Origin of the sequence: Paenibacillus rigui, assembly GCF_002234615.1 — a bacterium.
Taxonomy (GTDB): Bacteria; Bacillota; Bacilli; order Paenibacillales; family NBRC-103111; genus Paenibacillus_S; species Paenibacillus_S rigui.
On the sequence record NZ_NMQW01000005.1, the window covers coordinates 1 to 16,121 of the forward strand.

Genomic DNA, 16,121 nt, shown 5'->3' on the forward strand with positions numbered 1-16,121 from the left:
CAAGTATCACCCTCTTTTTTGCTCGGCCGCGTCAGATGGTTAAAAGAGACAGTCTCCATTCATGTAAAGAGAACCGCCATCTTTACCTTCCAAGAATCAAGAATCTCCCTGAAAATGCAGACCGCCAAACGGCGTGTCTGCTGTTTCTTATTCAAATGATTTTTCTCTTGATTCTTGTTTATTGAGTATTGTTAATGATTCTTATTAGTGGGACTGCCGGTCTGTTTACGATAGACTTCGTGTCCTCATTGCAGACTATCCGTCCACGATAACCGACAATCTGTCAACATCGCAGACAATTTGTCTACAAGGGCTACTTGACCGCCCTAAACAGACTGTCTGACGGTTGTTAGGACACAAAGTCGTTTGAAATAACAGACCGGGCGTTAATTCCTGTTGACATCGGGAGGAAATCGCTTCGCTAATTCTGATTTTATGAATTGAGCGTAGCTCTCCAGTATCTCCTTTTCTGCGAACTTATCCATAGGAAAACGACGTTCATGAAGTCGTTGCAGTTGGGCCGTAAATGCTTGGAACTCGTCACCCTTTACAATCCCTTGTACCCACAACGTCAACTCTCGCTCATTGACTTGCTTCCGCACACTGCCAATTAACTCATGTGTCTTCTCGCTCATCAGCAAATACGGGTGGCAGTGAAGATAATTCGGCAGATAATACGTATTGTTCTTTCTGTCTTGGCTGACTAGAATCATCTTCTTGTCAGCAAGTTCCTTGATATGCCGCTCTATCGACTTGGAACTACATCCGACATCACGGGCAATCATTTCGATGGTGGGGTAGCACAACGTCTTATCGCTCATATAAGCAATTAAGTCCATCAGAATCAGCTTCTCGTAAGTAGTCAAGCCAATGCACCGTAGAATCTTTAAGGGGACTTTGATATAGCCGTTGTGATGGGATGTGAATTGATTCACCCGACTTACTTCATCCATGTACGTATTGGCGGCTTGATTGTTCTTTTTCAACCATAGGTCTTTCATTTTCGTTGCCCTCCTATTGAGTGTTCCGCCCTGCGGCGGCTATAAAGTCAGGAAAGCGGCTAGCCTTATACGTCACCTTACCTTGTTCTATGTAAACTGCTCGTCAGCAGGATTCATTCTTACGCAGTATCAATCGCTTTTAAGGTCATTTCAGTTGCAGACAGAATCAAAATCCTTTAAGTTGTCACCCCTACTATGAATTGTCGTGCTAACCATCCTAGAAGATGCGACTTATGACCTTTTCATCCTCAATATCGAGACAGGGTATTATTCAGTTGTGGCTAAATTCAGAAAAAACGCAAGAAAGCGAAGATAACTAAAAACAGGTCAATCATGGTGGTATCTAACCATAATCAACCTGTTTCATGTAACGATGTAGCGTTATTGGGGTAACAAATTCAAGCTTTTTGTGCGCACACTAGAATATAAGAATTTCTTGTACTTGTCTTATGAGGGTTATACTTAATTGGATTTAGCCGCCCGATTCATTCGGCACTGGGTGGGGGCTTTCGAGAAGCCGCCGCGGCGCAAATATTGAGCGATTTTCTTGTTGGCTTTAGCGCGGCGGCAATGAAAAAGAAAAAACCACAACACGAGAGTTAGTCGCATTGTGGTTAGTAAAAACATCTTGCTAAATGAACTCTTTATCACTAAGACTAAATTTTGGACACCAATGAAATGCACTTAAATTCGGTATTGCTTTCTTAAATTCATCTTCTCTTTCAAACCACGGTAATAATCTTTTCCTTGGAATTACTTCTCTTAAACAATACCAACCGTGCCTTAAATCCTCTCCCCCAGTGGACATAAAATCTCCATTCTCACAAAATGCACAGATATTAAAGTCCACATTCATTTTATTCTTTAGCTTTTGTAATGCAATTGAAAAGTCTTCAGTAGAATCAACGGAATACATATTACCATCAAATAAACACCGTAATTCAAATTTCAAAACTTTATCATCAACCGAAGAAAGGTATGTTAATGAAACAAACTCAGTAATATCAACAAGTTGATTTCCCTTTCCTGAGGTTACAGCAACTCTATTTTGGTGTTTCATTTTGTAACCTTCTGGAAGTTGACTCAATATTGTCGCTAATGATTCTAAATAATTACTCTCTTGACATTCATAAGACAGAGTACCTGATGTTAATGATAAATAAACAGTACTATCGTTCCTAAAATTTACAAATAGCTTTGAACCTACTACTGTATTATTACTATCCAATAATTCAATAAAAGAAAGGTGTTCGCTCATTCTTTCCTCCTACGGTTCTTATTTTGGTCCTTTTATTGAAATTGACTTCAAAATAGTTGTCAAGTAGTAAGGGTTAGCCTCAGCATCTACCCTAGATGCTATCCAAGCTGTTTGATGAGCAGGGTTTGTTGCAACTACACTTACATGACCCGTAGACGAATTATCAATATATGCCTTCAATACTCCAGTTGCATTAACCGCTTCTAGTGTAGTGAATGTATATTTAGTGGTTTTTGGAGCAGTGAAATAAGACAATCCTGTTGTATCTACGGGTCTAGGTGTTAAGTTAGTATTTGTTCCCGAACCATCTCGGAAAATAAACGATTGAGAGTTGTTATTAGCTGTGTTATCTAAACTATCACTTATTTTTTCTGACAATACAAGACCAAGCCCTAAAGTACCCGGCCCTGCGGTCCTTGGCATAGTACCAGTCCTAGGAACGGCAACAGTTGTTCCTGCAACCCCACCAATAAACATTGGCATTTGGCTTTGGTCAATATTATTAGCAATACCCTCTCCAAATGAAGTCCAGTAACCTGTTCTTGCACTTTCTGCTTGTTGTTCTGCGAACCTCTTCATCGAGTCATTATCTTCATATTCGCCGTTGTTTGCTTTATCCCATACACCCGACCAAAAGAAAATATTACTCCAAGCGCTTGAATCAGTAGGAATATACTCATCCCCATCTTTCCAATGTCCCGTTGGATCAGTATAACCCAGTGGATTATTCTCCACATACGTATAAAGATTCAAACTCAGCGGATTCGTAATATCCCCTTCATACGTATCCTAGTTAATAAACCGTACTATGGGCGATAAAATGGGCGGAGACTGTTTTTGTACAATCGCCGCCCGACTCTATGATTATATCATGCCGCTTCATGACTGGATACTGTTGGAATAACGTATGCCTTCTTCGTTTTCATCAGGAAGTAAATGACGTTGACCAGTTTCCGCATGATGCACACTATCGCTTGTTGCTTGGTCTTTCCTGCCACCATCTTCTGCTCATAGTAAGCATGGTAGTAGGGATTGCGTGGCTCTTTCTTCGTCCTTGTAACGGCAATCTGACGAATGGCAAGGGCTTTGATGATGTCATGAAGTTCTCTGTTGCCTTGCTTGCTCTTGTAGTTTCGATGCTTATTGCCCGAACCTACGGCTATAGGAGCGATTCCGGCAAACCGAGCCAACTTGTCAGGAGTAGCGAAGCGGTGTATATCTCCAATCTCTGCTACCAGTTCAGCCGCCGTAACCACTTCAATACCTGTCATAGTTTCCAGTTGGAAGCCCAGTTGTTTCATCAGTCCTTCGATTTCCCTTTCAATACGGCTCAATTCACGCTCGTAGAAGCGAATATTTCGGACAAGACTTATCACGATAAAATCTCTCTCGTCTTGGAAATCTCGGCTCGTATCGCCATCCTCGGCTATTAGCGTTAGTATCTGCTCAGCCTTCTTGGTCGATAAAGCATAGTTGCTCAGCTTGCGGAGATACGTTGCCAGTTCCTCGACCTCCACGCCTGACAATCGAGCAGGAGACGGATACTTATGCCAAAAAGCTAATGCTGTCTTACCGTCAACCTCGGAGAAGAACTTCTTGTAGCTTGGATAATGGTAGCCCAACTGCTGATGAAGCCGCTTGACCATCCCTGACAGGCTTCTAGCTTGCCATTTGCGCTGTGTCACAAGCTGACCAATCGCCCAATACAGGTCAATCGGCTTTGCATCCGGCAGATTGTAAAGTTCATCCCGTAGCACCTTCGCTACACATTCCGCATCCCACGAGTCGGATTTCTGTATCGTGACGTGACTCTTACGTCTGTTATTCGCCAGTTTTGCATTGACTTCCTTTACCCAACAACCTTTCTCGGTCAGGTAAACGGCTAATGCTCTGCCGAAGCCGCCCACGTCCTCTAAGCCGTAAACGACTGAAATGCCCTTTTTGGTATACTTCTTGACTTCCTTCTCAAGCTGTGGAAATGCTGTCGGCTTGTTGTCAAACTTGATTTCGCCTAGCTTTTGACTCCAACAGTCGATGATGACCGCTGTATGATGCTGTTTGTGAAGGTCTACCCCCACGTAAATTAATTTATCCGGCTGTTTCATGCTTCCTTCACTCCTTGTTGTCGTTAGAATTGAATGGTTACTGATGGGTTAGAACTGCATCCTGACTGCAAGTGGACAAGCCACAATGACACGTAAGCAAACCTCTAACCCATGAGTAACCACCCAATACGGATGGTTTGAAACGTTGACCGAAAAATGAGCCTGCATCCTCAGTTCGAGCGGACGAGCCGCAAAGACACGTTAGCAAAATCTCATTTCCATCAAGTCCCGGCAGGATTATCGCTTGTACTTACTTGCTTCTATGGCTTGCTCAAGGTTGACATGGAGCAATTCCGTTCTAAAATCCAGTTCCATTCGATGAATAAAGGTTATGATATCCTCAACCGTTAGTAAGTGCATCGAAGTACCATGTTGACGAACCGTATTCATAATGGTAAAGAGAACTTCTTCACAGGTTTGAATTTGTTGCATGAACGTCATTTCCTCGTTGAGTAAAGCCTTTTGCTTGGCTATATCCTCCATGTTGCCGCCCCCTCGATTAAATTATCGCTTGGTGCAGACCATCGGCTTTAATGTCGCCATAGAGGTACAGACCTTGATAAAATTCCTTGCGGTCAAGGATTCGCTTGACCTGTACTTTCGTAAACTTCTTGCCTTGAGCCGTAGTAAAGCGGTCATAGTTCATCTGATACGCCAACTGTGACAATGACCAGTCGGGGAATAGTTCCTTTAATTCAAATACTCGCTGTACTGCTGATGCTTCATCGGGATTAATTTCAATTGCTTTCTGACCTTTCTTGGCTTTGTAACCGAACGCCGCCCGACCTCCGGCATAGCCGCCTTGTTGGGCTTTCTTGTTGCGTCCTCGGCTTAGCTTCATGGAGATTTCAAGTCGTTGGTAAGCATCAAGCAGTTCCATCAGTCCGTTAATCAGGAAGTCGCTTGGGTCTTTCTTATAGATACTGTATGTCGGCTGTTCGATGCTTTTCACATCCACGCCATGCTTCTTGAACTCCCGATGCACAAGCACCTTTACGATGTCAGACCGCCATAAACGGCTTGTATTGAGTACGACAACTGCATCAATGGTATGAGCAGACAGGGCGGCTAACATGTTCTGAAAGCCAATTCTGTCAACCTCTAGGGCTTCTTCGTCTACCTTAGCCCCACTGATACCTTCGTCCGTATAAACGTGTATCAGATTCCATCCTTGCTCTTCACAATAAGAGCGGATTTCATCCTGCTGATAAACCAAACTGTAGCCATCCTTGGCTTGTCCGCTTGTCGAAACTCTTACATAACCGATGACATTCATGCTGTTTCCTCCCCCACCGTTACGATAATCTCAATTACCGTTACGCTACAACGTCACACAGCTATTATATGACGTTACAACGTCACACGCAATGTATTTTTTCATAAGGCATGGTATAGTAGTTCATATACCGTTGGGGGAAAGTACGCTATGAAAATCAAGATTAGATTACAAGAACTGTTAGACGAACGAAATATTTCTCAACGTCAACTTGCACTTATGGTCGATATGCGTCCCGGCACAATAAATGCGCTTTGTAGGGGAACAACGGATAGAATTTACATCAGCACCCTTGAGCAGATATGTAAAGCCTTGAACATACACATTCATGAGTTAATTGACATGGAAGATAAATAGTAACGCCGCCCGTTGTAACCTTACATATGGGAATACCTGTAAAACGATTCTGTGCGTTCTGAGAGCCATTGAGCGAGAAGCCCGACGAGCAAGGCGGAGCGGCGGAATCTCGTTTCAAATTCTAGTGGTAAACTATCCTACCTCCCGTAAAGAATGTTTTGAGAGAAAAACCGCCGCGCTCCGCAGGAGTGCGTGCAGTCAAGGGTATTCCTTCAAATCTTCTCTACAGGTATTGCTACAAAAGAGATTTAAGTATTTATTATATATACAGACCAAAATTTTGGGATTGAGAAGATTCTCAATCTAGATATTTGGGACTGGGAATCCCCTCAATCCAAAATTTTTGGAGAATGAACCCTAATTATTTGGGCTAATTCTCACGCTGAATCGGGCGGCTCTTTACGATGCAGTTCCGTCTAACAGCCGTGCTTGCCGCTCAATTTTTTCGCTCAATTCCGTGCATAAATCCACTACAATGCTGTGATAGTTGACCAACGACAGCATCCCTATCTCGTTCACCGCCGCATGACGTATATCTTCCTGTATTCGTCTCACATACGGCTGATAGAAGTCCTTGTCATTTATCGTCGGCAGAACGGCTGATACGACGGCTTCCCGAAACAAATCTTGCTTGTCGCGATAGACTTCCTTGTCTAAGTCATCCATCTGCTCTAGCACCACATCATAGTTGGACTTGGTGTAGACGTGGCGGATGAACCCATGAAGGGCTTCTGACAGAACGATGTAAGGGTTCAGCGTCGTATTCAGGCGATAGAAGTTCCTTCGACCACGCCTTTGAACCTCAATAAAGTCCTTCTTCTGCAACTCCTTTAGCTTGGTGCAGACGGTATTCTCGCTAAGTCCAAGATGGAGAGCCATCACTTGCTGATTGATAGCAAACCACTCCGTTATTTTCCGTTTTCGTCCTCTGTCCAACATCCCCCACGATACAAGTTCAAGCAGTACGTTAACTGCATTGCCATCCAAGAAAAAGCATCGGCGGATTTCTTGGGGAACTTTGGCATAAAACGTGGTATTGACTGCATGGAGTTCTGTCGGTTCTTCATCCGTTTGTTCAGCACTGGCACTTCTAAACAAGCTAGACTGGAGTTCTTCCCAATGCGTTAATTGCAAGTCCATTACTGTTTCCCCCTCAAATTCATGATAGAGTGGGCGGCTAGCCTTCTCATATGACCTACTCTCTATGTGAACTGGTCGTCACCAGACTGTCTTTACATAGTAACCATCGTTACAATGGTCAGTTCTGTTGCGGACAAAATGAACATTATTTTTCGCCCCACATTATATTAAGTCGGGTTATCCTGACGAATAGTTGCGATGTCGCTCACCGTCTATATCTCGGTACGCGGTGGGGATGTTGCGAATTGTACAGATTCCGTTCATTTTGGAAAAATCGTGATAAAGCGAAGTTAAAGAAATTACGTTCAATGATGATGGTATCTGGCAATATTAATGTGGATTTGGTCAAGTACGATTCACCAATTAGGGGATACTCTTAGAGCATTATTGCTGTGCGTACAATGGTATTAGAGAAATTTTAGTATGGGGCTTACGAGGGTTAAGTTCATTGGAATGTGATATAGTAACTCATTCGGCACTGGATGGGGTCGTGTAAGAAGCCGCCGCGGCGAACAAAAAAAGAACCACAACGCGAGGGTTAGTCGTATTGTGGTCTCTAGTACAAAATCTACTCTTCCATCCAGTCAAGTAATAATTGATTATTAATTAAATCAGGACATAGTTCCATTCCAAATTCAAAAAACTTATTTTTTAATGCCAGTATTAATGATTTAACATCATCCTTTTCCATCTGTAGATTTATGGGATCTGGCTTCCAGTTTGATCTACTCTTACAAACAACCAAGACATTATCCCTTTGATCAATAAAATCAATGGTACTCTCTATTCCTTGTTCATAAAAATCCAATTCAAAATTAAAATCTCCTTGTTTAATTTTCTTGATTATTGAAGGTAATTGCTCAACAATTACTGGAAGATCAAATGTACAATCTACAGGCCAGATATCTTGTCCAAATCCAGACACATAAAAAACGATTTTATTAGTACTTCCGAATATTTTACATATATCCGCAATTACAGAACGTCCATCATCCAAATCTTGGTCATAGACTCTTTCCTCACTTGATTCAACATAAACATTCTCAATTGGTATTATTGTTCTAAGTTCAATTTTAAACATTTAAACATCTCCCCAATGCTTACTATAATTTTTTAACGAATGGGATATGCTGTTTTAGTCCCCGTTGGTGAAGGAACAATTATTGCTTTAGTTGCTGCAATAACTTCACCTGTTGGTGTGATTACCTGTCCAAGACCTGTCGGGATATCAATAGTTGTGACCCCTGTTAATTTACCCTGCGAGTTGATCAAAAGAGCAGCATCTTGATTATTTAGCCATTGTCCTTGATCATTCCCTGTACCTGCAGCACGATCTGTCAAACTCTTAGTATTTTTGCTACCTGCACCATGAGTACTGAAAGTATGACCAAATAGCTTAACACTTTTCCAATTTACTTGACTTGCATTACTACCACTTCTTCCAGAGGAAAAGGCATCTCTGATAGCTTTGTTACCTTCAGCCCTTGTATCGAAGCTTCCGGGACCCATATTCGCATAGACTTTAACTCTCCAATCCTTTGTATCGTCGTATGCTCCTCCAAATGTATAATCAAAATCATCTTCATAATTAGGATCATAACTTAACCTTGCCTCAACTGCTCCAAGCCTAGCTAAAGACCGCTCATAGTAACTACTGTTCGGATCATTAAAAATTGCTGTTGCATTTTCAATAGCCTGCATATCCCAGTCGGACAGTTTTCCCTGTCTTTGAGCCTGTTTATCAGCCATAGTTACTTCGTGACCAGTTGGGTCAATCCAAAGTAAAGGATTATTATGCGCATAAGTATACAAATTCAAACTCAGCGGATTCGTAATATCCCCTTCATACGTATCCTTATTGATAAACCGCCCACTATCAGGATCATACCACCTTGAACGTAAATACTGCAATTCGGTGGTGCTATCCCATAGTTCCCCGCTATAACGGAATGGATTCGATACGGTTTCCAGCGTACTCTGCTGAAGAGGATTTCCCCATAAATCATACTCATATCGATTTAATGTAGACCCATTCGTTCCCATTAATTGGATGACATCACCATGTCCGTTATGCAAGTAATAAGCTAACCCATTGTCATTTCCTTGTCTGGCAAGCAAACCCAACCCGCGTATGTAACGTGCTTTCATCACGGGTCCTCCGCTTAGAACCGATGCATCGGCTATAACTTGATCTCCCTCGTTGTAGTAGCGGGTGGTTTCACCGTTCTCTACCCGTTCATACAGTATTCCATCTCCATTGTACTTGTAGGAAACGGTATTACCACCTACTATTGCTTTCCGCAATCGGTTAAAACTATCGTACTCGTACTGAACAGGGGTGTTCTTAAGTTCCCGACTGGTCTCAAATTGAGTCCGGTTCCCTCTATTATTGTATTCGTAGATTTCTTGAAATTCACTCGACGTTACAATACGGTTTTGTTCATCATAGGCATATTTTTTATCAAACGGTGTGTTTCCTCGTCTTCCTTCCGATCGGGTTATGTTCTGGTTTACATCATAGGTGTAATCATAAAAACCAATCTCGGATTGAGAACTCATGTCCCTAAGCGTTAACGAGTCCAGTCTCGTTCCCTCATACGTAAAATCCGAGCTGTACCTGTTCTCTATAATTTTTTTCACAAGATTATTATTAAAATAGGAGTAATTACCGTACATGCTGTTAGTTGCATTGCGGTCAGAAGAATTAGAAACGATCTCGAGCCGATTCCGTTTGTCATAGAAGAAATAATCTAACTGCCCAAACGGCCCCATTGTCGAATACTTGTTGCCCCGAACATCATAGGTGTACTCTAACTTTTTATGATCCGGGAATTCCACTGATTTCAATTCCTTGGTGTTGTCATTATACGTATAAGCTGTTGTGTTCCCAGTGGGGTCAGCCGCTGTTATATTATCTGTCATCGTTAAGCGTCGACCTGCATTGTCATAGGTATAGCGAATCGTTTCATCAGACGCTTGCAATTCTTTTAGAAACCCTCGATTGGAGTAAATCGATGTAAAGTTTTGCCCCTTTGGATCCGTATGCTTAATAAGATTATTATTTGCATCATACATGAAGATTTCTGGATTTTGTAATGGAGATATCTTTTTTATCAGGCGCCCTAATTCATCATAGGTCTTTGTAGTTTTATTCTCGTCAGGATATGTCAATTGAATGGCTTGTCCGGCCAATGAATAGGCAACTTTGGTCGTACCCTGATTCGGGTCCGTTATAGATGTGACCCTTCCAAGTGCATCGTAATTAAAGCTTGTTACAAAACCCTTTGCATCTTTTGATGCGATCGTATGTCCAGCAAAATCGTATGTTAGAGAACCTAGCACAAACGTTTGTGCGTTTCGTAATTCAGCTGTTTGGATGACCCGACCCATCTTGTCATAGTCAGTTTTGGTTACATTCCCTTCACCGTCGATTTGAGTTTGGGATCGATTGAAATCATCATATTGGGTCTCAGACTTACCCGTATCAGGATAGAAGACTTCTCTTGGGCGGTTCCAGTTATCATAAGTGAAGGTGCTTCGATTCCCTTCGGCATCCTCTGCCCAAAGTTGCCGTCCAAAAGCATCGTAACCATACTTGATTTTAACCTTTTCCGTACCATCCACGATGCCATCTTGGATTTTTCGGCCAAGCGGGTCCCATTTGGCAAATGCGGTTGCCCCCGTTTCATCAGTCCTTGAAATTTTGTTTTGCATATCATCGTAATTGGCTGTCATTGTTGTTCCGTCAGGATGTGTAATTGTTTTGACACGACCCAATGGATCATAGATATAAGACGACGGTTGCCCATTACCATCAATATAGCTAGTTAACTGCCCCGTTGCTTTATTGTATAACGCCTGTATGCTGACATCTGAAGCATTATTATTAACATCCAATACACGTGTTGTTTGTTTGGTTCGAAAGGCATAGGTATAATCACTGCTGTATTCGGAATTAGTAATAATGTCTCGCGAATCATCTTTCACAACGGTCTGAAGTACGTTTCCATAATTATCGTATTGAGGGATGTCGATTTGTTTTAAAAGCTTGCCGTCCTCGTTGTTTTCTTTGACGACGACTTGTGTGACTTTCCCTCTGTCATTTCTAGTGTATCTTGTATATTTCTTTAGTGTGGCGTTGATCGGTTGCGTAACAGATAGTAACCAACCATTTGTACCGTCATAAGTTGAGGAAGTAGTTTGTCCTTGTGGGTCTGTTTCTGATGTCACTTCACCGAATGAGTTATAGGTTCGTTTAATCGTTGTTGCTTCTCCAGAAACGCCATTTAGTGTGATCGTCTTATCTATTTGCGTAGGGACAGTTCTTCTGCTTGGTACATCATACGTAAAAATGGTCTTCTCATAAAGGTTGTTGTCAAAACTTCGAGTGATCGATTTATTATAGAAATCGGTTGTCCTGGGGTCGATATAATCCCTTAAGTACGTATAATATGTTCGGTTGGCGCACGAGTCTAACGTTCCCTGACAAATGACGTTAGTGAACTCATAATCCTTTTCCAAGTTTGTTGTAGTTGGGCCTACTACAAAACTGAATTCTTTACGGTTTGCAAATTCACTGCTTCCGTTATCATATACGATCTGATCCTCACGAGAGGCAACCGTAAAGAGCGTCTGGGACGAACGTTCTCCTAACGCTTGCACATTTGAATTGTATGTGTATAAGGTTTTACCACCGGTAGGATAAATAACCTCTTTCAACAAAGACGAGGGGTTATTTGCAGAACCTGTTGTAAAGGAAAATGAACCATAACCGGTTTGATAATTGTATAAAGTTTTACGACCCACAGGATCCGTTACGGAACGTAGTTTTTCATGCTCTCTTGTTTTCCATGGATAGTTATTAAGCGTGTCATAGGTGAATTCCGTATCTTTTTCGTACGTTATCGTCCGGTCCCCTTGACTAATCGTTACTTTACGGTCGCCATATGCAAAGTTAATGGTGTTCCCTATGGCATCTGTAATATCTGAAAGGACTGTTCCGTATTTCACATCTGATGTATATACAAAAGAAATGGTATTATTGTATTGGTCCCTACGCTCAATTAACCTTCCTTCAATATCAAATTTTTCAGTAATCCCGGACAGCTTATTTTTGATTTCATATGTCATTCCCGTTCCCTGGAAGTTGCTCTTTACTTCATAGTCATTCCATGGATAGTTTTTAAAACTCGAACCGTAAATTTGGTAAGATGCTCCATCTCCCGTATGGTAATAATAGCTATTACGATCAAGGTAGATAAATGGAATATTCCATGTCCATCCTTTACCGATATGATAATTATTTTCTTGGGGTGGCTTCTCCAAAGCCACATTCCGATATTTTTGACTTCCAATATTATAGTAATCAGAAGTAACCTTTAATTCATTTGCGGGAGCAATTTCTTCTACAGTCCGATAATAGTTCCCTTGGTTGTCTGGGCCAACCCAGGCAGTGATGTTAAACGCACTACCTGCATTGGCCTTAACCCAACCTTGCCTATCATTTGCATCTTCCCAGAAACTGTGCCGTAAATCAAAAGATGTTTTTGATTTGGGCGATGTATAGGTGATCACATTGTCTTTCATAGTCTGATTGTACTTATACCCATCAAAGTAAACATGACAACTACACTGTAATACTTTCTCTACATCCTTTTTGAAAAATTCTGCATCGGAACTGTCATACATTCTTTTTAGAGTAAATGACAACCCGTTTCGTCCTGGTAGTGTAAATTCGTCCTGTGACAAAGTTAATGAACCGGTTAGCGTTGATATGGACTCGTTGGTTCCACCAATAGAAAAAGGTGCTTGATCCGTTTTCATTTGAACCTGCTGAATCGCACTTTCATCAAATGTATCGTCATCGGCAGCAGCTTCAATAGTAAAATCTGTGATTAATGGAACAGATTCTGCATTTTGGCTCAGTTCTGTTGGGTCTTTCTCTACCGAAATATTTCGGGTATTCGGTGCAACTTGTGTAAGAGCTTGTTCTAAGGTAAGGTTTCCGTTCTTTTGTTTCTCTTTCAATGCCAATTCTATTTGATTTAGAGTGTAGCCTTTTCCTAATTGTTCTACTACTCTTTCTCTGGTAATTCCGTAGGTATCGACGACCCCATCTAAGGAACTTGTAATTTTTGAAGCAATAGGTTCTCCCTTTTTTTGTTCTATTGCAGATGCTGCGTGTACCAATCCATAACCAAACACATCTGGAGATCCTAATGGAACAGCTGTTTTATCAATGATTTGCCGAATTTTTTCGTTGCTCATACCTGGCATTTCAGATTTTATTAAAGCTGCAATTCCGGTAACATGAGGTGCAGCAACCGAAGTGCCGCTTAAAACAGTGTATTGATTTCCAAGACCGACACTCTGTATATTCACTCCAGGTGCAACTACTTCGACTCCACCGTTTGAAAAAGCTGCATGTTGATTTTGTTCATCTACTGCCCCTACCGAGAGGACGGAAGAAAACCTCGCGGGGTAGCGAGGAGTGGCCTCTCCATCATTACCGGCAGCGGCAATTAATAAAATACCATGGTCATATGCCTTGTTTACCGCTTCTTCCAGCGCTGCCGAATATTGTTCTCCGACAAAACTCATTGAAACGATATCCATGTGCTGTTCGATAGCCCATTCTAAAGCTTGGATTACAGAACTATATCTTCCTCCACCTTGATTATCCAAAACTTTAACCGAATACAAGTCCGCATCAGGAGCAATCCCTTCAACACCTTTCCCATTTTTTGCAGCTGCAATAATACCGGCTGCATGTGTACCATGACCGTTTAAGTCATCGTAAGATGGGTCTTCTTCCACAAAGGAAACCCCTTCTTTTACAGTCAGCTCATCAGAGCTTAAACTGATTCCCGTATCAAAAAGTGCAATCTTCACCCCTTTACCACGGTAGGTGGACTCAGACACAGTATCCGCATGGATTTGTACCAAATTAGGCGTGATCGTATCAGCTGCCTTTTTGAGGTAGCCGTCTCTTTCAATATATTCAACGTTAGGATCGCTTTTCAGTTGTGTTAGTTCAGATGCTTTCAAACGTACAATAGAGTGATTCGAAGATAACCGCTTTATGGTTTTACCTGAAGCTTTATTTAGCTTTTGCAAGCCTTTAGTACTTTGGTCAAGGTTTTTAAATTTGACAATATAATTGGTTTCTGAAAGGTGATCTTGAACATCAGCAACGGCTGCCTCAACGGAAGGCGCTGATAAAGAAAACAATAAGATACCACTCAACAAAAATGAAATAAATTTAGTTTTCATAAGTCCCCCAAAATGGTGAATTAGTTGCTGATTTTAGTCCTGGTTGAGCTTTGGATGCGGCCGGCCGCATCATACTCATAATGTATTTTATATTTTGTTTGTACAGCTGGTGGAGCAACTGGAGGGACCACCTGGATTGTTCGAGTCAGTGATGGTCCAAACCAGGTCAAGCCGTCTTTCACCATTCGCCAATCTGAAATGTACGTGCCTGTATTCGGGGCCATCATAGTAAACGAAAAAGTATATTGCTGACCAGGAGCTATCGAATGTCCTCCGGCAATCGTTTGTCTTCCATTGGCAAATGGATCTGAATCACCGACAGCTCCTAATCGATACGCACTGACTTCTGTCCAAGGCTCATCTCCGTCATTCCGATACGTTACCGTGACGGGATAAGTTTTGCCGGCTTCCATCGTGCTTGGAATGGTATGATCAATTAAGGTAGATTTATGAGCAATATAAGTTATGTAGGTATTGCATGCAGAATAATAACATGCACCACCATAAATCGTACCGCTATTCCCGTACTGAGAGATGATTTGTGTCCCAGTTACATTTAATACCGCATCATTATAACTACCTGTTCCTGGTACTACAGTCCTGCCAATAAATATAACGTTCCTTCCGTCCTGTCCAGGCGGCGGTGCATTGTATTCTGGTTTAAAGCTACCATATTCTTGACGGGTTAAATAAATATCCGCGGGATGTCCATAATACCCACTATCACTATCCCCATCATAAGAAAACGCAGAAAACTGAACAATACTGGCTAAATCTAAATCAGGTGCAATATCAAAATAGTAACCGGAGCTGTTACTTGTCGTTGGGTCAATCATGATCGGATATTGAAGACCCTCATCATTTAACTCAATACGCAAAATGGTTTGATCTTCATTTTTATCAATAAACAATCGAGTATGGTTATAACGCTTTTTTGAGCTGGAAGCATCCCGAATCCATAACTGAGGGATTGAACCATGCACTTCCCCCTGCTTATTCACAAAATCGATACTTCCATCCTCTTTTTGAATAAGCTCTAGGTTCTTTGTCGTTACGTTGAACTCAAACACTTTAGGAGCACTTTCATTCTTAAGCCATAACTCCATCTTAAGATCATCCGGATTTACTTTATAAACGAGGTCTGTCTCTTGCCATGCATTACTATAAGTAATCTTATTTTTTTCAACACGGCCTTCCGACTGTTTAGTATTAATGGCTTCATAGCTTACAGACTCGTCATATACCTGGTAGGTGACGGATGGATTATTCTCTCGATTAAACATGACTGTAAATTGATTTTGATCAGCAACTTCTGTGGTAGCTCCTGGACTTGGATCCTCGTGAATCGTTGTATCAATCTCTTTCCACTCTTTTCCTACCTGATAATGCAGAGAATAAGTAGAGGTTAGAACAGTCATGGTTTCATCATTGTTGACAAACGTCTTACTTTTTTTGGTGCGTAGATTAGTTAACTCTTTCATAAACTTTCTTTGATCCACAGTTGCATAAACATTGTTTGTGATGGTTGATTTATACATATTTTGCGTGATGGTAGGAATGTTATTTTGGAATACATTCTGTTTATTTTTTAGATCTTGAGGTTCACTTGCATAGGATATAAATGTGTTCATATGCAAGATAATACCGATAAGTAGAAGAATGATCTGCACTTTAAAAGTTCTCCTAGCCAACTTAGTTCCTCCTATGTTCTA

The 16,121-nt window shown here is 41.5% G+C and carries 12 protein-coding genes; 2 read left to right on the plus strand and 10 right to left on the minus strand.

Annotated elements, in window-relative coordinates:
• Positions 1-185: hypothetical protein (locus tag CF651_RS32605; protein WP_218827830.1), on the plus strand; the 185-nt coding region annotated here is incomplete at its 5' end.
• 201 nt (positions 186-386) lie between these two features.
• Here the strand turns inward: CF651_RS32605 and CF651_RS04595 are convergent.
• The 6 genes from CF651_RS04595 to CF651_RS04620 all read right to left on the minus strand — a co-directional run bounded on the left by CF651_RS04595 (position 387) and on the right by CF651_RS04620 (position 5,640).
• Positions 387-1,001 (minus strand): helix-turn-helix domain-containing protein, encoded by a 615-nt coding sequence (locus tag CF651_RS04595; protein WP_094013687.1) that lies wholly within the window; start codon positions 999-1,001, stop codon positions 387-389.
• Positions 1,002-1,632: 631 nt separating this feature from the next.
• The gene (locus CF651_RS04600; RefSeq protein ID WP_094013688.1) at positions 1,633-2,259 is read right to left on the minus strand and encodes a hypothetical protein; all 627 of its coding nucleotides are present in this window, start codon (positions 2,257-2,259) and stop codon (positions 1,633-1,635) included.
• Between the two features lie 18 nt (positions 2,260-2,277).
• Positions 2,278-3,012, minus strand: a complete 735-nt coding sequence (locus CF651_RS32610) for an RHS repeat-associated core domain-containing protein (protein WP_218827831.1) — start codon at positions 3,010-3,012, stop codon at positions 2,278-2,280.
• A 116-nt stretch (positions 3,013-3,128) separates the two neighbouring features.
• The gene (locus CF651_RS04610; protein WP_094013689.1) at positions 3,129-4,364 is read right to left on the minus strand and encodes an IS110 family RNA-guided transposase; all 1,236 of its coding nucleotides are present in this window, start codon (positions 4,362-4,364) and stop codon (positions 3,129-3,131) included.
• A gap of 237 nt (positions 4,365-4,601) precedes the next feature.
• Positions 4,602-4,847 (minus strand): hypothetical protein, encoded by a 246-nt coding sequence (locus CF651_RS04615; RefSeq protein ID WP_094013690.1) that lies wholly within the window; start codon positions 4,845-4,847, stop codon positions 4,602-4,604.
• A gap of 16 nt (positions 4,848-4,863) precedes the next feature.
• Complete coding sequence (locus CF651_RS04620) at positions 4,864-5,640, minus strand: recombinase family protein (protein WP_094013691.1); 777 nt, start codon at positions 5,638-5,640, stop codon at positions 4,864-4,866.
• A gap of 150 nt (positions 5,641-5,790) precedes the next feature.
• Here CF651_RS04620 and CF651_RS04625 point away from each other — a divergent pair, with 150 nt between their 5' ends.
• A complete protein-coding gene (locus tag CF651_RS04625; protein ID WP_094013692.1) occupies positions 5,791-5,997 on the plus strand; it encodes a helix-turn-helix domain-containing protein in 207 nt (68 codons plus the stop codon).
• Positions 5,998-6,396: 399 nt separating this feature from the next.
• On the opposite strand, the gene CF651_RS04630 is transcribed toward CF651_RS04625, so the two are convergent.
• The 4 genes from CF651_RS04630 to CF651_RS04645 form a co-directional block, all read right to left on the minus strand.
• On the minus strand, positions 6,397-7,137 hold the full coding sequence (locus CF651_RS04630) for a helix-turn-helix domain-containing protein (protein ID WP_094013693.1): 741 nt from the start codon (positions 7,135-7,137) through the stop codon (positions 6,397-6,399).
• 568 nt (positions 7,138-7,705) lie between these two features.
• Complete coding sequence (locus CF651_RS04635; RefSeq protein ID WP_094013694.1) at positions 7,706-8,218, minus strand: hypothetical protein; 513 nt, start codon at positions 8,216-8,218, stop codon at positions 7,706-7,708.
• A gap of 32 nt (positions 8,219-8,250) precedes the next feature.
• Positions 8,251-14,409, minus strand: a complete 6,159-nt coding sequence (locus CF651_RS04640; protein WP_094013695.1) for a S8 family serine peptidase — start codon at positions 14,407-14,409, stop codon at positions 8,251-8,253.
• A 20-nt stretch (positions 14,410-14,429) separates the two neighbouring features.
• Positions 14,430-16,100 carry an NBR1-Ig-like domain-containing protein gene (locus tag CF651_RS04645; protein WP_094013696.1) on the minus strand — a complete coding sequence of 557 codons (1,671 nt, stop codon included), beginning with the start codon at positions 16,098-16,100 and terminating at the stop codon, positions 14,430-14,432.
• Positions 16,101-16,121: the final 21 nt, after the last annotated feature.